At 41.9% G+C, this 22149-nt stretch carries 19 protein-coding genes; 16 read left to right on the top strand and 3 right to left on the bottom strand.

Annotated elements, in window-relative coordinates; genetic code table 11:
* The first annotated feature begins 219 nt into the window (after nucleotides 1-219).
* The 4 genes from J6578_RS00870 to J6578_RS00855 all read left to right on the top strand — a co-directional run bounded on the left by J6578_RS00870 (nucleotide 220) and on the right by J6578_RS00855 (nucleotide 6888).
* A complete protein-coding gene (locus J6578_RS00870) occupies nucleotides 220-1740 on the top strand; it encodes a patatin-like phospholipase family protein (protein ID WP_287953659.1) in 1521 nt (506 codons plus the stop codon).
* A 938-nt stretch (nucleotides 1741-2678) separates the two neighbouring features.
* Nucleotides 2679-4379, top strand: a complete 1701-nt coding sequence (gene aspT / locus J6578_RS00865) for an aspartate-alanine antiporter (protein ID WP_037405644.1) — start codon at nucleotides 2679-2681, stop codon at nucleotides 4377-4379.
* 31 nt (nucleotides 4380-4410) lie between these two features.
* Complete coding sequence (locus tag J6578_RS00860) at nucleotides 4411-6003, top strand: bifunctional aspartate transaminase/aspartate 4-decarboxylase (RefSeq protein ID WP_037405641.1); 1593 nt, start codon at nucleotides 4411-4413, stop codon at nucleotides 6001-6003.
* Between the two features lie 159 nt (nucleotides 6004-6162).
* Nucleotides 6163-6888 (top strand): type 1 glutamine amidotransferase, encoded by a 726-nt coding sequence (locus tag J6578_RS00855; protein ID WP_287953657.1) that lies wholly within the window; start codon nucleotides 6163-6165, stop codon nucleotides 6886-6888.
* Between the two features lie 54 nt (nucleotides 6889-6942).
* On the opposite strand, the gene J6578_RS00850 is transcribed toward J6578_RS00855, so the two are convergent.
* Both J6578_RS00850 and J6578_RS00845 read right to left on the bottom strand, forming a co-directional pair.
* Nucleotides 6943-7299: a YkvA family protein gene (locus tag J6578_RS00850; RefSeq protein WP_100138832.1), complete on the bottom strand. Its 357-nt coding sequence runs from the start codon at nucleotides 7297-7299 to the stop codon at nucleotides 6943-6945.
* Nucleotides 7300-7339: 40 nt separating this feature from the next.
* On the bottom strand, nucleotides 7340-7804 hold the full coding sequence (locus J6578_RS00845) for a SixA phosphatase family protein (RefSeq protein WP_093090575.1): 465 nt from the start codon (nucleotides 7802-7804) through the stop codon (nucleotides 7340-7342).
* 246 nt (nucleotides 7805-8050) lie between these two features.
* Here J6578_RS00845 and ubiA point away from each other — a divergent pair, with 246 nt between their 5' ends.
* The 12 genes from ubiA (at nucleotide 8051) to J6578_RS00785 (ending at nucleotide 19825) form a co-directional block, all read left to right on the top strand.
* The gene (gene ubiA, locus J6578_RS00840) at nucleotides 8051-8890 is read left to right on the top strand and encodes a 4-hydroxybenzoate octaprenyltransferase (protein ID WP_093090832.1); all 840 of its coding nucleotides are present in this window, start codon (nucleotides 8051-8053) and stop codon (nucleotides 8888-8890) included.
* 147 nt (nucleotides 8891-9037) lie between these two features.
* A complete protein-coding gene (gene ptsN, locus J6578_RS00835; protein ID WP_037406051.1) occupies nucleotides 9038-9493 on the top strand; it encodes a PTS IIA-like nitrogen regulatory protein PtsN in 456 nt (151 codons plus the stop codon).
* Between the two features lie 12 nt (nucleotides 9494-9505).
* A complete protein-coding gene (hprK, locus tag J6578_RS00830; protein ID WP_037405632.1) occupies nucleotides 9506-10468 on the top strand; it encodes an HPr(Ser) kinase/phosphatase in 963 nt (320 codons plus the stop codon).
* Nucleotides 10449-11309 carry an RNase adapter RapZ gene (gene rapZ / locus J6578_RS00825; protein ID WP_287953655.1) on the top strand — a complete coding sequence of 287 codons (861 nt, stop codon included), beginning with the start codon at nucleotides 10449-10451 and terminating at the stop codon, nucleotides 11307-11309. The genes hprK and rapZ overlap by 20 nt, the downstream gene beginning before the upstream one ends.
* Before the next feature lie 90 nt (nucleotides 11310-11399).
* On the top strand, nucleotides 11400-12323 hold the full coding sequence (gene ylqF / locus J6578_RS00820) for a ribosome biogenesis GTPase YlqF (protein ID WP_239348686.1): 924 nt from the start codon (nucleotides 11400-11402) through the stop codon (nucleotides 12321-12323).
* A 50-nt stretch (nucleotides 12324-12373) separates the two neighbouring features.
* Nucleotides 12374-12973, top strand: coding sequence for an SMC-Scp complex subunit ScpB (gene scpB, locus J6578_RS00815; protein ID WP_287951376.1), 600 nt, complete (start codon nucleotides 12374-12376; stop codon nucleotides 12971-12973).
* 2 nt (nucleotides 12974-12975) lie between these two features.
* Nucleotides 12976-14019 (top strand): pseudouridine synthase, encoded by a 1044-nt coding sequence (locus J6578_RS00810; protein WP_239364966.1) that lies wholly within the window; start codon nucleotides 12976-12978, stop codon nucleotides 14017-14019.
* 242 nt (nucleotides 14020-14261) lie between these two features.
* Nucleotides 14262-14753, top strand: a complete 492-nt coding sequence (locus J6578_RS00805; RefSeq protein ID WP_239348691.1) for a PAS domain-containing protein — start codon at nucleotides 14262-14264, stop codon at nucleotides 14751-14753.
* Nucleotides 14750-15499 carry a PhnD/SsuA/transferrin family substrate-binding protein gene (locus tag J6578_RS00800; protein WP_093090565.1) on the top strand — a complete coding sequence of 250 codons (750 nt, stop codon included), beginning with the start codon at nucleotides 14750-14752 and terminating at the stop codon, nucleotides 15497-15499. Before J6578_RS00805 ends, J6578_RS00800 begins: the two co-directional genes overlap by 4 nt.
* 124 nt (nucleotides 15500-15623) lie before the next feature.
* Nucleotides 15624-16592, top strand: coding sequence for a tRNA dihydrouridine synthase (locus tag J6578_RS00795; RefSeq protein WP_287952190.1), 969 nt, complete (start codon nucleotides 15624-15626; stop codon nucleotides 16590-16592).
* A gap of 701 nt (nucleotides 16593-17293) precedes the next feature.
* Nucleotides 17294-18100 carry a TrmH family RNA methyltransferase gene (locus J6578_RS00790; protein ID WP_287953654.1) on the top strand — a complete coding sequence of 269 codons (807 nt, stop codon included), beginning with the start codon at nucleotides 17294-17296 and terminating at the stop codon, nucleotides 18098-18100.
* Between the two features lie 138 nt (nucleotides 18101-18238).
* The gene (locus tag J6578_RS00785; RefSeq protein ID WP_239364904.1) at nucleotides 18239-19825 is read left to right on the top strand and encodes a YdgA family protein; all 1587 of its coding nucleotides are present in this window, start codon (nucleotides 18239-18241) and stop codon (nucleotides 19823-19825) included.
* Between the two features lie 467 nt (nucleotides 19826-20292).
* Here the strand turns inward: J6578_RS00785 and J6578_RS00780 are convergent, their stop codons facing one another.
* Complete coding sequence (locus J6578_RS00780) at nucleotides 20293-21891, bottom strand: peptide chain release factor 3 (RefSeq protein WP_093090557.1); 1599 nt, start codon at nucleotides 21889-21891, stop codon at nucleotides 20293-20295.
* Nucleotides 21892-22149: the final 258 nt, after the last annotated feature.

The raw sequence follows: 22149 nt of genomic DNA, 5'->3' as shown, positions 1-22149 counted from the left end.
CAACAGGATTTTATTTACGGAGTGCATTGATAATTTAGTAGAATAGATAGTGGAATTGCAAAGTAAGATTGATAAGGTTAAATAGTGGCAATAAGTTACACTGGTACTTTAATCAATAAACATTTGTATTATTGACAATTGCATGAAATATCTTGATACGCGTTTTAGATCTGGGAGCCATGAATGCCACTATGTATTACTCGATCCACAGTATGGCTGATGTTAACTTTAATTGCTATATTCGGATTGAATGCCTGTGCTACTTTGCAATATCAGCCTGTGGCTACGATTGATCACGTTGATGAACACAAGGGCTATCGTCTGCAAAACGCTTTACTAAACGATAAAACAGATAAAAAAGATAGTGTAATCGGTATTGTTATGTTTTCTGGTGGCGGTACCCGCGCAGCAGCCTTTGGCTATGGTGTTCTTGAATCGCTGAAAAAACAGCAGGTCAAAATAGATAACAGGCAAACCAGTTTACTGGATACAGTGGATGTGGCCTATGGCATTTCCGGTGGTTCGGTACTGGCTACTTACTTTGGTCTACATGGTGCTGAAACGATTCCCAGATTTGAGAAAAAATTTCTCAATCAGAATTTGCAGAAAATGTTAATCGGGCAGGTTTTTTCGATGGCAAACTGGTCGCGGCTGGCTTCTCCGGAGTTTGGCCGTGGAGATTTGCTACAAGAACAACTGGATTTACATTTATATCATGGTGCTACCTATGCCGATTTAAAGAATAAACGTCAAGGGCCGTTTATAGTAATTAGTGCTACGGATATGAGTCTGGGCAGTCGGCTGGATTTTACTCAAGAATATTTTGATTTACTTTGTCTGGATTTAACCAAGGTGCCTATTGCGCGGGCTGTGGCTGCTTCCAGTGCAGTACCTCTGGTATTTGCTCCGGTTACGTTCAACAACAATGGTGGCAACTGTCACTACCAGTTACCAAATGATATAGCGGACAGCAATAATGTGGATGCTACTGGTACAACAGAATTTCGTGCTAAGATGCGCGCGGCTTACCGCGCCAATCTGAAACAGTATCAGGACAGTCAGAAGAGGCCTTATATTCATTTACTGGATGGTGGGCTGACTGATAATCTTGGCTTGCGCAGTTTGCTGGATACAACCGAACTATATAGTAATAAAACGCTCTACGACCGTCTGGAATCAGCGAATATTCATAAAATCTTTATCATCAATGTCAATGCACAGTCACAGCGAAAAAGTGAAATTGACGGTAGTGCTAGTGTTCCGGGCACGGCGGATGTGGTTAAGGCATTAACCAGTATTCCTATTGAAAAGTATTCGGAAGATACGCAGAATCAGTTTCAGAAATATGCCGAATGGTGGAATGATAACCGTAGTGAAAAAACGCCGCGTCTCTATTATATTAGTGTGAACTTGCTGGATTTGCCACCTTCACCTTTACGGGAAAAGGTTATTCATATTCCAACTACATTTTATCTGGCTCATAGCGAAGTCAATAATCTGCGCAAAGCTGCTAAACAGTTGCTGGAACAATCTTCTGAGTATCAGCAGTTAATTAAAGACATTGGTGTGCCTGCTTCAGCAACTGCGACGGAATCAGATACGCCAGATGATGAAGTATCTGGTGAAGATGCAGATTCTGCAACGGATACGAGAGACACTGATATAGTTAATAAACCACAAAATGATCTGAATAATGTAGTCAATTTTATTAACACTGAATCGCTGCCGGTATTACGCTGATTTGCCGGCCAAAGCAATTAAACAGGCCGATATCGAAGCAGTTTGCATTTTGTGGTTGTCTTTGGCCAGAATTCAATAATTTTCTGCACAAAACATCATTACTAAAAAGCCTGAAACTTTTCTTTCAGGCTTTTTTAATTTCTTTTTGCCGGTAAGTATTAATGAGCTGGTCAGATTCACGACATGGTTATACTGCGTGAACAATAAAAATCAGAACCTGATCTAATCAATGTATGAATTATTTGATTAGTCTTGTATTGCCTGTTATTGATCAGTTCTACTGATAGATTTTACAGATCATTATGAAATTACATTGTGTAAACTTTATGTAGTAAATTGGAATCAATTGCTTACAAGCCAGTATGAATTGTTTAATCTACAATTTGTGTTAATTTTATTAGCATTTTCCTTTGAAAAAAACCAGATTTTGTTGTGATATGGACACAGAAACAAGAAAAAAAGACCAGCTTTTTAATTGAAATTCTTGTTTTGATTTCAATTTATTATGGCGTTTTTCTGGGTTGCGGAAACGTTTATATAGCTTAATATTTATTTATGCTAGGTATATAAATATATTTAAAAAAAAATGAATTATATGTTTGTATGCTTAAGCTACCATTAATAAGTTAATTTTTAAATTTTTATATTCATAGCATGTTTTTTTATCATCTTTATTTATATATTAATAAATTTTTCTAAACAAAGTCTTAACTTTTCTATTTTAAATCAATGCCAAAATCTCCAAATGCGTCTGTTGGAACAAGTGTGAAATTATTCTTACATATGAATTAAAAGTTACTGTTTTAATTAAATATATGCTTTTGGTTTTAACAAAATACTAAAGTTATCATTTATTTTCATACCTATGAAAATAAAGACAAAAATTAAAATCTCACAAGCGCAGACTAATCTACGTTCATTCAGGAGAAGGTAGACATATGTTGAATTGGGTTTTGACTAATATTCAGGAATCGCCGGTCATTCTGCTGTTTCTGTCGTTAAGTCTGGGTTATTTACTGGGCAGTATCCGCTTCGGTAAATTCCAGCTCGGTGGGGTTGCTGGTTCTCTATTGGTGGCTGTGTGTTTAAGTCTGCTCAATGTTCACATTGATTCTGGTCTTAAAGCATTGCTGTTCACTTTATTTATTTATGCAGTAGGTTATGAGAGTGGTCCTCAGTTTTTCCGTTCTCTGGGCGTAAAAACCCTGCGTGAAATTTTTCTGGCACTCTTTATTGCCATTACCGGTTTCATTACCGTCATGATTATGGCGCGTTTGTTCCATCTAGATAAAGGTCTGGCTGCCGGTCTGGCTGCCGGTGGCTTAACCCAGTCAGCTATTCTGGGTACAGCAGCTGATGCCTTAACCCATATGGGGCTGCCCGCAGACCAGTTACAGCAATTGCAGGCCAATGTAGCCATTGGTTATGCAGTGACTTATATATTTGGTTCATTGGGTGCAATCATTATCTGTATGAATGTGCTCCCGAAAATCATGGGGCGCGACATTCGCGATGATGCGGTAGCCGCTGAAGCTGAGCAACTGAAAGGTGCTATGGCACTTGAAGGTAATCAGGGGATGGCGATTACACAGATGGTTGGTCGTATTTATGTGGTTGAGCGTGATATTCACAAAACCATCAAAGATATAGAGCTGGAAAATCTGGGTATTACTATCGAGCGCATCAAACGTCATGGCAATCTGATTGATTGTACGCCGTCTACACTACTGAAACAGGATGACATTATTCTGATTGTCGGTCGTCGTGAAGCGGTTACCTCTGTCAGCAGCTTGTTTGGTCGTGAGCTGGATTCAGAACATGGTCTGGAAGTTATTGTTGAAACTAGAAATGTCGTATTCCGTAACCCTGAGTATGCCAACAAAACCATGGCTGAAATCCGCTCTAAAGTACATCTGAGTGACGCTGACTTTGAAATTCAGCATGGTATCTATTTGGTTGCCTTGCATCGTAATGGTGAAAAGCTGGATATCACGCCAGACACCGAATTCAAGCTGGGCGATGTAATGACCATTTATGGTGCTACCAGCGATATCAATCGTGTTGTTCATATCATTGGCGCACCGATTACTGTTAACAGTAAAACTGATTGGGCTTATCACGGTTTAGGTGTGGTACTTGGTCTGATTATCGGCTGGATAGTGGTTCGTGTCGGCAATATTCCGATTACTTTAGGTGCCGGTGGTGGTGCATTGTTATCTGGTTTGTTTTTTGGCTGGTTACGTGCCCGCAAACAGACATTTGGCAATATGCCGGCTGCGGCATCGCAGTTCATGAAAGACTTTGGTCTGGCTGGATTTGTGTCTGTAGTAGGTTTGCAGTCTGGATTACAGGCGATTACGACTATCAAAGAACATGGGTTAACTCTGTTTTTGATTGGGGTCGTGGTTACTCTGGTTCCAATGATTCTGGCTATCTTCTTTGGTCGCTATGTGCTCCGTTACGATAATGCAGCAGTATTTGCAGGTGCATTGTCTGGTTCACGTAGTGCCAATCCTGCATTTGGTGAAGTTCTGGATAAAGCAGGTAATGCCATTCCAACTACACCATTTGCTGTTACATATGCATTAGCCAATGTGTTCCTGACATTGTTAGGACCATTGATTGTGGCTCTTGTTTGATATGTGCTTTTAATTTCTTGAGGAAACTATTATGAATTCAAAACATGATTTTGAAAAATATGCTAATTTAAGTCCATTTGAGTTGAAAAACCATCTGATTGACTTGGCACAGAGCCGCAATGATCGCATGATGCTGAATGCTGGTCGTGGTAATCCTAATTTTCTGGCTACATTGCCTCGCAATGCGTTTTTCGAATTAGGTTTGTTTGCTGCTGAAGAATCTGAAATTTCTTTCTCCTTTCTGGATCAGAATATTGGCGGCATGCCTTTTAAAGATGATTTAATGGCACGCTTTGACGATTTTATCCGTCGCAACCGCCACAAACCAGGTGTAGATTTTCTGAGCAAAGCCATGTCTTATGTGCGTGACCAGCTTGGTTACAACCAGCATCAGTTTTTGTTGGAAATGACCGAAGGCATTTTAGGCTGTAATTACCCGGTACCAGACCGTATGCTGCGTCTGTCTGAAGAAATTGTTAAAACCTATATTCTTAATGAAATGGGTGCAAAAACAATGAGTAATGACGATATTGACCTGTTTGCAACTGAAGGCGGTACTGCTGCGATGGCATACATTTTCAGTTCACTGAAACAAAACGGTCTGATTCGTCACGGTGACAAAATTGCTTTGGGTGCGCCGATTTTCACCCCTTATCTGGAAATCCCCGAACTGAATGATTACGAACTGGAAGAAGTACTGATCAACGCAGATCCGAAATTAGACTGGCAGTATCCTGAAAGCGAATTGCGCAAACTGGAAGATCCCTCAATCAAGGCATTCTATCTGGTTAATCCCTCTAATCCGCCTTCAGTGAAGATGGATGATCGCAGCTTGCAGATTATTGCTGACATCGTGAAGAAACGTCCAGATCTGATTATTCTGACTGATGACGTATACGGTACATTTGCTGAAAACTTTGAATCCCTCTTCACATTGTGTCCATACAATACTATTCTGGTTTACTCATTCTCCAAATACTTTGGTGCAACTGGCTGGCGTCTGGGCGTCATCGCGACAGCAAAAGAAAATGTACTGGACAAGAAAATTGCTGAATTGCCTGAAGAAGAACGTCAGGTATTGCATAAACGTTATCTGTCCATTACACCAGAACCGGAAAAACTGAAACTGATCGACCGTATGGTTGCCGATAGCCGCGCCGTTGCCCTGAACCATACTGCTGGTTTGTCTACGCCACAACAGGTACAAATGGTGCTGTTCTCTCTGGCTGAAATGATGGATACCAAGAAACAGTACAAAGATGCGCTGATGGCGTTGATTCGCAACCGCAGTGCTGCCATGTACAAACAGCTTGGCATTAAACATGAGTTTAATGAAAACAGCGTAGATTACTATACTCTGGTAGATATGGAAGATACGGCTCGTCAGTTATATGGCGATGAGTTTGCAGAGTGGGTTGTTAAAACCAAAAATCCTAATGAACTATTGTTCAGAATTGCAGATGAGTCCGGAGTAGTATTGTTGCCGGGTAAAGGCTTTGCTGTTCGCCACCCATCTGGCCGCGTGTCTTTAGCCAATCTGAATGAATACCAGTATAAAGCCATTGGTACCTCACTACATAAATTGGCTTGTGAGTATTATGAAGAATTTAAGGCTAACAAATAATTAATTTTATTTAGCCTGAATCAGCGCCGTACTTTTGAAAGTACGGCGTTATTATTATATCTTTATCAGCATATAAAACTGTCTGATTCGAAATCTCACCGTTAAACTGGTATGATTCCCTCTGTTAAACCCGATTTGAATTTATAAAGGAGCGTAAAAATGCGTGTACATTTTATTATTCATGAGGATTTTGAAGGCCCTGCGGCTTGCGAAGAGTGGGCGAAAAACAGAAATCATCAGATCTCATATTCTCGTCTGTATCTTGGCGAGAAACTGCCGGATTCTGCCGCCAATTTGGATATGCTGATTATTATGGGTGGCCCGCAATCACCATTAACTTCAATTCAAGAATGCAGCTATTTTGATAGTAACGCAGAACAAAAACTGATTATTAATGCTGCTGAACAAGGTAAAGCAGTACTGGGTATCTGTCTGGGCGCACAGTTAATAGGGCAGGCACTGGGAGGAATGGTAGAAACAAGTCCCAATAAGGAAATAGGCTATTTTCCGATACATCTGACACCAGCCGGCTTGGCTGATGAACTCATTATGCATTTTGGTAAAGTGCTAACTGTGGGGCACTGGCATGGTGACATGCCAGGGTTAACACCGCAGGCAGAAGTTCTGGCTTACAGTACCGGCTGTCCGCGACAAATTATCCGTTATGCGCCCTTAGTATATGCCTTTCAATGTCATTTAGAGCTGAATACAGCAGCGATTGATGCATTAATTGCGCATTCCAGTGCTGATTTGAGTAATGCGGGCAAATTGCCTTTTATACAATCTGAGCAAGAAATCCAATCATTTGATTACTCAGCCATGAATCAGGAATTATTTATTTTTCTGGATAAATTTGTGCAGCGTTACCAGATGCTGCATGGATGATAAATCAGCATTCTCTGATTTCGGTTTAACTGCTTATTCGAATATTACTGTTGCTTACTGAGAAAAGAATCGCGCCATAGCTGCTTGAGCCTGCGCTTTCAGAGAAGGTGTAATGGTTGCTTGCAATTGTCTGCATACCATGGTGATAACAGCTATGTCGTCGGTAAACCCGAATGGTCCTAGAAAATCAGGAATGAGGTCTATTGGACTGATAAAATACACCAATGCACCCAGTATCAGCATTTTACTGCGTAAAGGTGTCTCGGGTGATTTAAACAGCAGATATAAAGTATATAACTGAACAGCAACCGGTTTGCCCAGACGCAAGGCATTTCTGGCCAGCTTGGACAGAAAGTTCTGCTCATTAAACCAGTGACGGCGTCTATTTACACTTTTGGGTAATAAATTCATAGTACTAATGCTTTCGTGTCAATTGGTTGCTTGCTCAAACTTATTTAAGTACAGAAGGAAGTAGGGCTACTTTTAACCGAGCCTGATGGCGTTGCTGGTAAAAGCGAACATCAAACCACCAGAAAGCCGATTTTTTTACCGACCAGAATTGTTCAGGTAACCAAGAACCATTAAGTAAATAGGCGCAAAACTGGCCAATCCACGGCTGATGACCAATCCATACCTGAGTGGTGGCTGGAGACTGCTGTTGCAGAAATGTAGCCAAAGCGAGTGGGTGACTGTCCGGATTAAGTAACTTATGAATAGATACAGGCTGTTTAAGATAACTTGCCGTTTGCTGTGTCCGTACTGCTTCGGAGCAATATACCTGATAATTGTCTGGCAGATGTTGCTGTAGCCACTGAGCGCTAAGCTTAGCCTGTTGCTGGCCTTTATTGGTTAATTTGCGAGCCAGATCATCCGAATTGTTCTCAGCTTCGGCATGACGCCATAAAATTAAATCCATATCTTACTCCTTTGGATAATAGTATCTGTGTGCAGAGAGCTGTTATGCTTATGTTACAATTGTTTGGTTTGCAGACAGTTATCTGATAGTAGTGGCATTATGATGGTTCTGGCAACGTTATACAGACTATCTTTGTATTTTTTAATCATGCATTAACATTGAAAGACTGGTGTGAATCGAATTTCTGCTCAAGAAGAGCTGGCGCATAAAAAGAGCTGGCAGCTTGTGGATCGCCTTCAAACTTATATGCAGCTAATGCGTATAGATCGCCCAATCGGCACTTTGCTGCTGCTGTGGCCAACCTGGTGGGCGCTATGGATTGCTGCTGATGGGCACCCAGACGCGCTTCTGGTATTGCTGTTTGGGCTAGGTACATTTCTAATGCGCAGTGCTGGATGCGTAATTAATGATTATGCAGACCGCCATTTTGATGGTGCCGTTGAACGTACCTGTCAGCGGCCGTTTGCCTTAAATAAGGTTAGCAAAAAAGAGGCACTTACCTTAACTTTAGTATTGTGTATTCTGGCGGCATTGTGTTTACTGCCCATGAACCGGCTAACTTGGATGATGAGTATTCCGGCATTGTTTCTCGCCATTACCTATCCCTTTACCAAGCGTTTTTTCCCTCTGCCGCAGCTGTATCTTGGTCTGGCATTTTCGTTTGGTATTCCTATGGCATTTGCTGCTGTCAGCAATCATGTACCGTTGATTGCGTGGGTGTTGCTGGCAGCCAATACTTTATGGACATTAGCCTATGATACTATTTATGCCATGGCCGACAAAGAAGATGACCTGAAAATTGGTATTCATACTTCTGCGATTACTTTCGGTGAACATGATATTACTGCGGCTATGCTGTGCCATGCAGGCTTCGATATTTTGATGATTCTGGCTGGCTGGCTGATTCATGCCAGTTTCTGGTACTGGCTTGCCCTGCCTTTAGTGCTTGGTTTGCAATACTGGCAGTGGCTCAAAATCCGTACTCGTGACCGTAAAGTATGCTTTACTGTTTTTGTGCGCAATAACCGGATCGGACTTATCTGGTTTGCCGGATTGTTACTGCATTACTGGCTGGGTAAGCCATAAATAATTAGCGCAGTACCAAGCAGACAAGAGATTAAATTTTTTGTACTTTGATTGTATTTAAATAAATTGCACATTAATCGGGCGGTAAATATCCTTACTCGGATGCTTACGGCTTAGCGTGCAATTTGATAGGAATTGAAAATGAGCATGAGCTTAATTGGGGATATTTTACCGGCTTCACATGTGATTCTGGATTTGAATGTAAGCAGTAAAAAACGTCTGTTCGAAGAGGCTGGTCTTTTATTGGCCGAAGTAGCAGGACTGTCGCAGGAGGATGTGTTTAATTGCCTGTTTGCGCGTGAAAAACTAGGTTCTACAGCATTAGGTAAAGGTGTAGCTATTCCTCATGGCCGTATTAGTGCAGTAACCGATACCGTAGGAGCTTTTTTTCGATTGCAGACACCCATCGCATTTGATGCACCGGATGAACAGCCGGTTAGTATGGTATTTGTGTTACTGGTACCGGAAAATGCTTCCACCAAACATCTGAATGTCTTATCAGAACTGGCCGGAAAATTTTCACAAAAATCTGTACGCAATGCCTTATTATCCGCAAACAGTGCCGAAAGTGTGCGCGAAATACTGCTCGCAGATCAGATTTAAGGACAAATTATCATGCCCAGTATATCGGTACGGCGCTTATATCATGACAACCAGACCAAACTGAAACTTGCGTGGTCGGCTGGTACGGCTGGTGCAGATAATCGCATCAGTATTGATGCCGATAAGCCAGTGCTGGCACTAGTCGGCCACCTGAACTTCATTCACCCCAATCAAGTACAGGTGATCGGCATAGCAGAAGTGGAATATCTGAATAAAATTGAGGCTGGTGAAATTACCACCACACTCAATGAATTATTCGATTTAACCATGTCGCTGATTATTGTTGCCAACGATTTACCCGTACCCTACATGTTGCGTGATTATTGTCATACGCATAATGTACCATTGCTAACTTCGAAGGCTGAAAGTCCTTTTCTGATGGATGTATTACGCATCTATCTGCAACGGGTGCTGGCAGCCTCCACCGTTAAATATGGCGTATTTCTGGACGTTTTTGAAGTTGGCGTATTAATTACCGGTCAGTCTGGACTGGGAAAAAGCGAGCTGGCGCTGGAACTCATATCGCGCGGACATGGTCTGGTAGCTGATGATGCAGTTGAATTGTACCGTATCGGGCCGGAAACACTTGAAGGGCGCTGTCCAGCCATGCTGAAAGATTTTCTTGAAGTTCGCGGTTTGGGCGTATTGAATATCCGGGCAATTTTTGGTGAAACGGCTGTGCGACCCAAAAAGCAATTACAGCTCATAATCAATCTGGCACTGGCCGATGACAGTCATATGCAGCGAATAGATCGCCTAAGTATAAAAAGCGAAACCGAAAGTATCCTGAACGTATCCATTCGCAGCGTGACCTTGCCTGTAGCAGTTGGGCGCAATCTGGCCGTATTAGTAGAAGCAGCTGTTAGTAATTTTATTTTACAAATGCGAGGACAAGACAGTACAAAGCAATTTCTGGATCGTCATAACTCAATGCTGAAAGAGGATGCTGTGATTCATGAGGATAATATTGATTAGTGGATTGTCCGGTTCTGGAAAATCTATTGCTTTGCGTTTACTGGAAGATGTTGGTTTTGTCTGTGTCGATAATTTGCCGGTAAAGCTTTTACCGGGTCTAATTGAACACTATGCAGCCAGCCATGTAGCACAGCTGGGTGTAAGTGTGGATATACGTTCTCGCTTTAATCCGGCTGAAGTACTGGAGCTGGTAACCCGCCTGCGTGCTCAGGGACATCAGGTTGATTTATTGTTTTTAACTTCTTCAGTGGCCGTATTGCTCCGCCGGTTTTCTGAAACTCGGCGCAGTCATCCGCTTTCACAGGAGCACAAAACCCTAAATGAAAGTGTTGCGGCTGAACAGCAATACATGTCAACTTTACAAAGCTATGCTTATGTAATTGATACCTCACTGCTGAATGTACCGCAATTGCGCCGGCAGATACAGCAATGGCTGCATTTGCCCGTGGCACCTATGCGCGTAGTGCTGGAATCCTTTGGCTACAAATTTGGTGTACCTGCTGGGCTGGATTTCGTCTTTGATGTACGCTTTCTGCCCAATCCTTATTATGATTTCCACCTGCGTCCCTTTAGCGGGCTGGATGAACCCGTCAGGGCTTTTTTTGCCCAGCAGACTGTGATGGCTGAAATGATTAAAGATTTAGCTGATTTTCTACTGCGCTGGTTACCGCAAATGGAAAAGGAAAGTCGCAGCTATGTTAATATTGGTATCGGCTGTACAGGTGGTCAGCATCGTTCAGTTTATATCGTAGAAGCTCTGGCGCAGCAGCTGAATGTATATAGCGTACTGGTACGGCACCGGCAGTTAGAGTTAAGTAAAAATTCTGAAAAAACGGTATAATAAGAAAAGTGAGTTATTCAGGCAGCCCGTATTTAGGCTGCCTGTGTGTTTTTTTGTATAAGAGTTTTGTGTATCAGACAAGGACAGTTTATGGCTATTCAATGGTATCCCGGGCATATGAACAAAGCCAAAAAAGCCATTGCCGAGCGGATTAAAAGTGTGGATATGGTTATCGAAGTACTCGATGCCCGTTTACCGGCTTCCAGTGCCAATCCGTTGCTGGCAAAACTGTCTGGCGACAAGCCCAAACTGAAAATTCTGAATAAACAAGATTTAGCTGATCCCAAGCGCACTGAATTATGGCTGGCAGATTATCGTTCTCAGCCCAATACCAACGTACTGGCACTGGATGCATCGGAAAAACAGGCGGCCAGCAAAATTATTGCAACCAGCCGCGCACTGATGCCAAACCGTCATGGTTTAGATCATCCATTAAGAGTGCTTATCTGTGGCATTCCTAATGTCGGTAAATCTACACTGATAAATGGCATGCTGGGTAAACGCAGCGCCAAAACAGGCAATGAACCGGGTATCACCAAGGCCGAGCAGCGGTTGATACTGGCTGATGATTTCTGGTTATATGATACACCGGGAATGTTATGGCCAAAAATTATTGTAGAAGAAGCCGGTTATAATCTCGCTGCCAGTGGGGCGGTAGGTCGTAATGCACTGGATGAAGAAATTGTTGCGCTGGAATTACTGGACTACCTGCGCAGGCACTATCTGCCTTTACTACAGCAACGGTATCAGGCTGATCTGAGTGAAAGCCCGCACTGGCTTGATGACAACTGGTTAGAATGGATTGGTCGTAAGCGTGGTGCATTGTTAAGTGGAGGCCGCATTGATTACCAGAAAGCCGCTGAACGTCTGCTCACAGATTTCCGTGACGGACTGATTGGCCGTATCACACTGGAAACACCCAATCAATGGGCAGTATGGCTGAAAAAAGGACAGCAGCACGAAGCACAGCTTAAAATGGAACGGGCAGCCAGAAAAGCAGCACGCAAAGGTTAATTCCTCATGGACAATTTAAATCAGCATTTAACGCATACAGATACATAATTATGAATCATTCTGTTTCCATCGAAGCATTGATTGAAGCTGCACTACTAACCCAAAGCGAGGCATTAAGCGAGCAAGTATTAGCATCCTTGAGAGAACCGCCGTTATCAGCAGAGGAATTAGAAGGCATACTGTCTGCACTGCGCGAGCGCTGGCAGGAGCGGGCATTAAATCTGGTACACACCGCACAAGGCTGGCGTTTTCAGGTAAACAGTGCAGCCTATCCGCAACTGGCCAGTCTGGATGTACAGCGTACACCACGTTATTCGCGCGCGGTACTGGAAACACTGGCTATCATTGCTTATCAGCAACCAGTAACACGCAGCGATATTGAAGCTATCCGAGGAGTAGCTGTTTCAAGCAATGTTTTACAAACCTTACAGGATCGGGGCTGGATAGAAATTATTGGCCAGCGCGATAGCGTGGGACGGCCAAATCTGTGGGCCACCACAACAGCTTTTTTAAGTGATTTACAGCTGGAAAACTTAAATCAACTACCACCTTTAACAGAATTGGGTGAACTGGTTTTACCCGATTTAAATGAACCTGCCGTGGCACCGGCTACCGCAGAAGAACCGTCTGATGACGGATTAGGAGTATAAACATGAGTCAAGCCAATAGAAAATTAACCAAACGCCAGATACGTGATGGCGTAACCAATAAAAGCACTAAACCTACAGTGGGCAAACATATCGCAGGTAAAGTTAAATCTGCTTTTAAACAGCAGAAAGAAACTGCCCGACAGTCCTTGTCCTCACAGCCTGAGACAAAAATTGCTGCCAAAGTCAAAGTTCAGCGCGCCCGAAAACTGATTCAGCGTACCCCGAATCAGGAAATTTTACAGCGTGCCCGGGTGCTGAAAAAACAGCGTATCAATCTGGAAAAAATGGAACCTGTGCGTCTGCAAAAAGCACTTGCTGCCTCGGGTGTAGGTTCACGGCGAGAAATGGAACAGTGGATCAGTCAGGGCATGGTACGGATTAACGGTAAAGTAGCTCAGCTAGGCGACAGAATAACACCAGATGATGAGATTAGTGTGCGCGGATCAGCCATTAACATTAAATGGCCCGACCGCTTGCCACGTATCATGGTGTATTACAAACAGGAAGGCGAGATAGTCAGTCGCGACGATCCACAAGGACGTACCAGCATATTTGACCGACTGCCACAAACAGTCAGCAGCCGCTGGGTAGCAATAGGCCGTCTCGATATTAATACATGTGGTTTATTGATACTCACCACCTCTGGTGAACTGGTAAATCGTTTTGCACATCCGAGTTTTGAAGTAGAGCGGGAGTATGCCGTACGCGTTCTGGGTGAACTAAGCATTGAACAGAAACAAAAACTGCTTGATGGTGTTGAACTGGAAGATGGTACCGCCCAAGTACAATATCTATCCGAACAAGGAGGAGAAGGGGCTAACAAGTGGTATAAAATTGTCATCAAAGAAGGGCGCAACCGTGAAGTAAGACGTCTGTTCGAAAGTCAGGGACTTACTGTGAGCCGTCTGGTTCGGGTACGCTTCGGACCGATTGCATTGCCCAAAAGACTCAAACGGGGGCAGTATTATGAATTCAATGAGTTTGAAGTGGCCAATATCATGAAATGGGCAGGGCTTTATCATTCAGATTCGGTAGGAAAAAGATAGCATTTTAGTGTGAAATTTTGACAAACAAAAATCCTATTATATTTTATATCAGATTAATCAATGTAGTAAAACATTTACATTATATCTGGCATATATTGATTTTCATCAAAATAAATAGTTTTTTTGTATACGGATTAATTAAATACTTTGTATTCTTTTGCTAATTGGCGCAATATATATACCTTAATTTCGACTTATGTATTATTTGCTTGGTTGTCCACATTCAAGAAAATGGAGTCATAATGATTTCACCAATGCAGGTGCCTGAAACTGAACACCGTACATTTGAATTGACACATTACGATGGGGTAACGCGCACCGTATATTGTACTGATGTAGAAACAGAATTTCCTGATGGCTGTCTGATTACCTCAAGAACAGATCTGAAAGGTATCATTACACATGCCAACGAAGTATTTGTGCATATGAGTGGGTGGTCACTTGATGAATTAATGGGTGCTGAGCACTATATTCTGCGCCATCCCGATATGCCAAAAGTAGCTTATAAAGACTTGTGGGACACAGTGCAACAAGGAAAAAAATGGCACGGCTATGTAAAAAATCTGCGCAAGGACGGTGGTTTTTACTGGGTTTATGCCACTATTATTCCCAATATCCGTGATGGAGTCATTCAGGGTTATACATCAGTGCGTCGCAAGCCATCACGCAGCAAGATAGTGGAAATGCAGGGTCTCTATGAGGGACTGATAAAAGAAGAACGGGGTAATTCATGACTATTAATTTTTTAATTGCGCCCGATTTTTCTCCAGAATTCTATGCAGGCTGGCATTTTCTCAATACCCGTCTGCAACGGCTGATAGATGCTCCTGTGCATTTGTTTATGGCTACCAATGCAGAAGAACAGCGGAAGGCTATAGACAGCGATACAGTTGATATTATCTATGCCAATCCATTTGATGCTGCCAAGTTGATGCGCGAGTTGGGCTATTTACCCGTAGTCCGTCCGGTAAACCGTTTTGATGAAATGGTAATTAGCAGCTCAGCAGAGAGTGAGATAAAATCACTGCAAGACATCAAACCGGGTATGTCGGTTCTGTGTACAGAAAATTACGATGTTAAGTTAATCGCGCTACGCTTATTAGAAGCGGTCGATATAGAAGAAAAAGACTTAACATGGATTAGCAGTGAATCATTTTCAGCAGTTGCGCGTGGATTGATTCAAGGGGAGGGTGATATTGGTTTATTTATGTCTTCAGCATACTATAAACTGACCTCACTTACCCGCAGTCGCTTAAATTTATTGATTGAAAGTAAGATCAATGATTTATATCATGTCGTGCTGTTGCATCCGCGTCATGCCAGTATGCTTGAAACATTGCAGAAAGCATTTAGCACTATGCATGAAACAGTGGCAGGCGAAATGTTGCTGGAAGACATAGGTCTGAGCGAAGGTTTTTCTATCTTAGAGAATGAAGAAGTAGAATTACTGATTGACCTGATTGAAACATTACGCGATTAAACCCCATCGTTACTTTTTTATCTTATAATTAGCAACGCAACTTGTTGATGAAAACAGGTTGCGTCGTTTTTTTATAGTTCAAGCACCGGTTATTCGTGTGAATCAAGTTAGTTTGCAAACAAAAATGAATTCGCCCAGATTACATCTTGCGCCCATGCAAGGGTTGATTGATGCGCCCATGCGTGATCTGTTAACCCGCATTGGTGGCTTTGATGTCTGTGTCACTGAATTTGTACGTATTACTCATACCGTACATGGACGTTCTATATGGCTAAAATACATGCCAGAACTGGCACATAGCAATCTGACACAAGCTGGTACAGCCGTAGTAGTACAGTTATTGGGCAGCCATGCTGAAAATATGGCTTTGAACGCACAAAAAGTGGTCGAACTGGGGGCTACTCATATTGATTTGAATTTTGGTTGTCCCGCACCCACAGTGAATCAGCATCAGGGTGGGGCTGTCCTTTTGCAATATCCGGACAAAATAGAAGAAATAGTGGCAACTGTGCGCCGGAGTTTACCGGCTAAAATCATGCTCAGCGCCAAAATGCGCCTAGGCTATGAGAATAAGAATCTGGCACTGGCCTGCGCACAGGCAATAGAACAAGGCGGAGCCGGCGAGCTTACCGTACACGCGCGCACAAAAACCGAAGGCTATCGGCCACCAGCACACTGGGAATGGATTGCCCGCATCAGGCAGTCTGTTAGTATTCCGGTTATTGCTAATGGTGACGTATTTACGCTGGCCGATTATCAGCAAATTCGCTCTGTTAGTGGCTGTAAGGATGTCATGTTAGGGCGAGGTGCCGTTCAACGGCCGGATCTGGCAAGACAAATTGCAGCTTATAATCAAGGTGAAATAATTCCTTCTTTATCATGGCTAGAAATTTTGCCATGGATTAACGATTTTTTTAATTGTTGCTGTAATAAAGATGCAGCCAATCACAATTATCCAGTAGCAAGATTAAAACAGTGGTTGGCGCAGCTAAAACTGGTCTATCCACAAGCCGAACAATTATTTGCACAGCTGCGTACCCTTACCAAAATTGCCGATATTCGCCATATTCTTCTTACACAATTAAAATATTAGTTGTGAGAATTGTATAAAATGGCTTTTATGGCATATTACTAACTAGTAGGCTATTTTTAACTTATTTTTGTTGGTTATGCTTGCTGAGAAATATATCTTGGATGATAATACCCAAAATAATAATGTTTTTTAAATGAAAATTAAATCATTTAATGAAAAAATTTTAATAATTTGTTGTCAGCGAATTTTTAAATAGATGTTGATAATAAATTTTTTTTATTAAAATAGGCAACAGTACTGAAATAGCTGGGAACAGTCAGACAGCTATTAGAACTAGGAACTCATGTTAATGTGGCATTTAAAGATAGTTATATTAATATAATGCACAATATACTCTTTATCAGAAATCACTTGATAATAAGACTAATAGAAAACAGCTAATTTATTGCTTAATATTTACATGTATGCAAAATACTGCTGCAATTGCTGAATATTGCGTTTTACGCTATCGTTTCTAATGGTGTAGGTATTTGCAGCGGAATATATACGATTATTGACTAACAGGCGTTGCCAGAAATAATAACAAAGATAATATAAAATTATTTACTGGTATATTAAGAGCCATTCATAAGTAAAAATGAAAGTCATGAGGCAGTATTAGATTATGCTATAAATAAGCAAAATGAGAAATAATAGAATTCTTATCGCATATATTATCAATTATAATATAATCAGCTATTAACAGAAAGCCCGATAACTGGATGAGCCATAAAATTATTCAATCTGCTAGCAATAGTGAACTTAAGCATCTGTCTCGTTTGATTGCGCAATCGCATTATCGTTTTCAACATAAGCAGGCGGTGCTGGAGGGAATACATCTTATTCAGACATTTATGCAGGCGGGGCATTCAATTCAAACATTGTATGTGCCACAACTGCGCGTGTTTGATAATGAAATCGCTGCCCTAATAGCCCAATTACCAGAACAGAAGGTGGTATTTGTTGCTGATTATTTATTAGATAAAATCAGTGATTTAGTCAATTCAAAAGAACCAGTTGCAATTGTACAGTTATTAGCAGATCCCGATACAGCAAACATTGGTGATGTGGTACTGTTAGAACGCGTTCAGGATCCGGGTAATGTGGGTACTATTTTACGCAGTGCACTGGCTGCCGGTATTGATAATATTGTGCTGAGTAAAGACAGTGTTGACGTTTGGTCACCTAAAGTATTGCGTGCAGCAATGGGCGCGCACGCTTATCTGAAGATTCAGACTGTGACAGATTTAGCTGCATGGTGCGCAGATTACACCTGTCCATTATATGCTACTGCACTAAGCACATCAGCTAAAAGTATTTATTCATTAAATTTGGCTCAACCAGCGGGCTGGCTTTTCGGTAATGAAGGTAGTGGTTTGAGTGCAAAAATACTACAAACAGTGTCCAGACATGTGATTATCCCAATGAGCGGACAAACAGAATCGCTCAATGTAGCCATGGCTGCAACTATCTGTTTATTTGAGCAACAACGACAGCGGCTACAAACTAGGGGGATACTGGATAATTGATATCTTTATTAATTTGGTAGGGATAATTATCTTAAATCTTAAAATAAGATGTTATCAGGGGCAAACACGGCGGACAAACGGCTAGTTTGATGTTATCCTGAAATCTTCCAGAATGTGGATATTTAAGACATTTCGAGCATGAATAAACGAATTCTAACGACTATTGTCGCAATTGTGGCAGTTATATTGCTTATTGCGCTGGCATTACCTTATTATTTAGGGGTCAAAGCCCAGCAAAGTCTGGACGACCAACGCGCCTTACTGGCTAAAAGCCCTTTTCTTGTTATTGATAAACAGAGCTATCGGCGCGGCTGGTTTACTTCTACAGAAACCATACAAATACATTTTAAGCCGAGTTTTTTTGCTGGTGTGCAGCAGCAATTGCCTGATAATGTTCGCACGGTGCTGCAACAACCAGTTACTTTGGTTAATCATGTTCAGCATGGTTTATTTGCTGGCAGTATTCGTCCTGTTCGCGCGCATGTAACAACTGAATTGCGCTTCACTCCACAGGCGCAGCAGATTTTAGCGCGCTTTTTTGGGCAGGAAGCTCCTGTTAAGTTAGAAAATACAATTAATTTAAGTGGCAGTGGCCAGATGCATGTGGTAATACCAAAATTCAATTATGAAGAATTGTCTGGTATCAAAATCAGCTGGCAAGGGCTGGAATCAACGATAGATTACGCTAAAGATTTTAATAGTTATGATAGTCATACTGTCAGCCCCGGGCTGGATATGATTCTTGCTACCAAAGGGCGTGCTTCTTATCAGGATTTGCAGCTTAACAGTCATACTGAATATGGTAAAACTTCACTGGCTTTAGGTAATAGTAATCTGGGTATCAAGACTATTACCTTTAATTGGAACGATACTACAGACAATACTATCCGTTTGGATCAGTTGGTTAATCTGGTTACTAACTTGCAGATTGGTGCCTTTATCAGCCCGGCTGGCAATAGTATGCCTACCAAAATTATGATTCAGGATTTGAAACTGGCCACTTCTACTGAGGAAAAGGATCAGTGGATTAATAGTAATGGTAAGTTTGGTTTTGCCAAGTTGCAGTATGGGAATGATATCTATGGCCCGCTGAATATTGATGCTTCGGCTGAGCATCTGGATGCAGCCAGTCTGGTAGCAATCAATAATAAAATTACCCAATTATCAACTCAGAATTTGAATAATGAGCAGTTACGTGCTGCAATTGTAGAGGCAGTACGCAATGAGGGATTGGGCTTGTTTACTCATGACCCACTTCTTAAACTCAATACTTTTAAACTGCAAATGCCGCAGGGGCTGATTGATATACATGGTAATCTGGGATTCAAAAGTTTGCTTGCTTCGGATATGCAACAACTGGGTCTGATGCTGAATAAGATGGATGCGGAAATGGATTTTGCTATTCCTCAGGCCATTATGGAAAATTTTGCCATCAGTCAGGCACGGGCGTTGTTTACTGTAGATGCGAGTGCCGGCGGTGCTGAAGCTCTGGAAGATATTGATCAGACTATACGTCTGATGATCGATAGTGCAATTAAATCTATGCAGGCACGTGGTTATATACAGGTGACTAATGGTATTGTGAAAACACACTTGAAACTAATCAATGGTAAAGTTTATCTGAATGGCAAAATATGGAATATTGAGCCTGAACCAGAGAATGAACCAGATTATGCTGAATTGCCGGCAGCCTCTGCACCAGAAGTTGCTAATACTGATAAGTAATAATGAAATGATCAAACCCTCTTAATTAATTGATTAAGAGGGTTTTAAAATAAGTGTCTGTTTGGTGAATATCACTGGTTAGGTAATTTAACTTCGAAATAGTGGGTACTTAAGTAAAACTAGAGTTTTGTCTCCATTAATCTACTAGGGCTTTAATGAAAAATAAATAACAGTGTATGAGTTGGCAATTTTTTTGATTAAGCTCGGCAAATATTTGCTTAAGGTTTAGATTTTCTGTCTCCAGTTTATTTAAATATTTGATATTTTATTATTTTGTATTTTCTGTCATATATCAAACTGGATTATCGATGTGATATTTATGGCAAAGTATATTTTATATAATATGGTTATTGCATTTTAAATTTGTAATTTATATATGATCAGGTTAATTTGATTTTGAGGGGGTAAAAATAAAAGCAGCCTATTCTTTGTTAGATAAGCTGCTTTGTTGAGATGAATAAGTGCGTTTAGTTGTTAATCTGGGCTGTTAATTCCCGTGTTTCGTGGAAACTGATATCTGGCCAACGTTCTTCGGTAAGTGAAAGGTTAACGCGGTTGGGGGCAAGGTAGGTGAGGTTGCCGCCAGCATCAGTAGCTAGGTTGAGTATATTGGCTTTTTCAAATTCGGCCAGTTTTTTCCGGTCGGGACAGGATACCCAGCGTGCTGACCAGATGCTGACTGATTCAAATACGGCATCAACGCCATATTCATTGGCCAGACGGGCAGTAACTACTTCAAACTGTAATACGCCTACAGCGCCAAGTATTAGGTCGCCACCATTGTGTGGTCTGAATACTTGTACGGCACCTTCTTCACCCAGTTGCTGTAATCCTTTTTGTAGCTGTTTCATTTTTAGCGGGTTTTTAATTCGCACGGCACGGAACAATTCGGGTGCAAAAAAAGGAATACCGGTAAAGGTAAGGCGTTCTCCTTCGGTGAAGCTGTCGCCAATCTGGATATTGCCGTGGTTGGGAATGCCAATAATGTCTCCGGCGAAAGCTTCTTCAACCAGTTCACGCGTGTGAGACATGAAAGTTACGACGCTGGAGGCTGCTATATCGCGGTTTAAACGCAGGTGTTTGATTTTCATGCCTCGGGTGAATTCGCCGGAGCATACGCGCAAAAATGCAATGCGATCGCGGTGTTTGGCATCCATGTTCGCCTGAATTTTGAATACAAAACCGGAGAATTTGTTTTCAGTAGGCTCAACCACTCGCTCGAGGGTTTCGCGTGGTTGTGGCGCCGGCGCCCAGTCGATCAGGGCATTAAGAATTTCTTGAATGCCAAAGTTATTGATGGCCGAACCGAAGAAGACGGGGGTAAGTTCGCCGCGCAGAAAGGCATCTAAATCGAATTCATTTGAAGCTGCCTGTACCAGCTCAATTTCTTCACGCAGTTGCTGTATTTCTATGGGAAAAAGTTCGTCCAGACGGGCGTTGTTAATGCCTTTGATTACGTCAAATTGGTGTGGTAATTTTTCGCCACCGGCTTCAAATAGGTAAATCTCATCATTGAGGATATGGTATACACCTTTGAAGTTTTTGCCCATGCCAATTGGCCAGGTAATAGGGGCGCAGCGTATATGCAGGATATTTTCAACTTCATCAAGCAATTCGAGTGAGTCTCGCACTTCTCGATCGTATTTATTCATGAAGGTGACAATGGGGGTGTCACGTAATCGGCAGACGTTTAAAAGTTTGATGGTTTGTGCTTCTACGCCTTTGGCTGCATCTATTACCATCAGGGCACTGTCTACGGCGGTGAGTACGCGATAGGTGTCTTCGGAAAAGTCTTCATGGCCGGGTGTATCGAGCAGGTTGACGACATGCTGACGATAGTCGAACTGCATGACAGAAGAGGCAACGGAAATGCCGCGTTGTTTTTCGATTTCCATCCAGTCTGAGGTGGCAAATTTTCCAGACTTTTTACCTTTTACGGTACCGGCAGACAGAATGGCTCCGGAAAACAATAATAGTTTCTCGGTAAGGGTAGTTTTACCGGCGTCTGGGTGGGAAATAATCGCAAATGTGCGGCGGCGTGCCGCTTCTTGGGCAATCTGACTCATGTTTTTGTATTCTGCTGACAATAAAAACAAGACGGCTATGGCCGTCTTGTAGAAGTATGTATTGTAGCACAGGTTGATATGAAATCTGCTAGTTGTGTGATTTATCGGTGCTAATAGCGGATTTTAATGGTTGGAATTGAGTTTCTGGTGAGTCTGTTGGGGTACAACCAGCGTTTGGAAAAAACCGGAATCAGCTAATGTTTATTTTATATAGGCACTTTCTTTTTTTTATTTGAATATCAAAAATCTATTAAATAT

Source organism: Snodgrassella sp. (genome assembly GCF_024103505.1).
Lineage (GTDB): Bacteria > Pseudomonadota > Gammaproteobacteria > Burkholderiales > Neisseriaceae > Snodgrassella > Snodgrassella communis.
The sequence above is the reverse complement of the archived record's forward strand: the minus strand, read 5'-3'. Positions and strand labels throughout refer to the sequence as shown.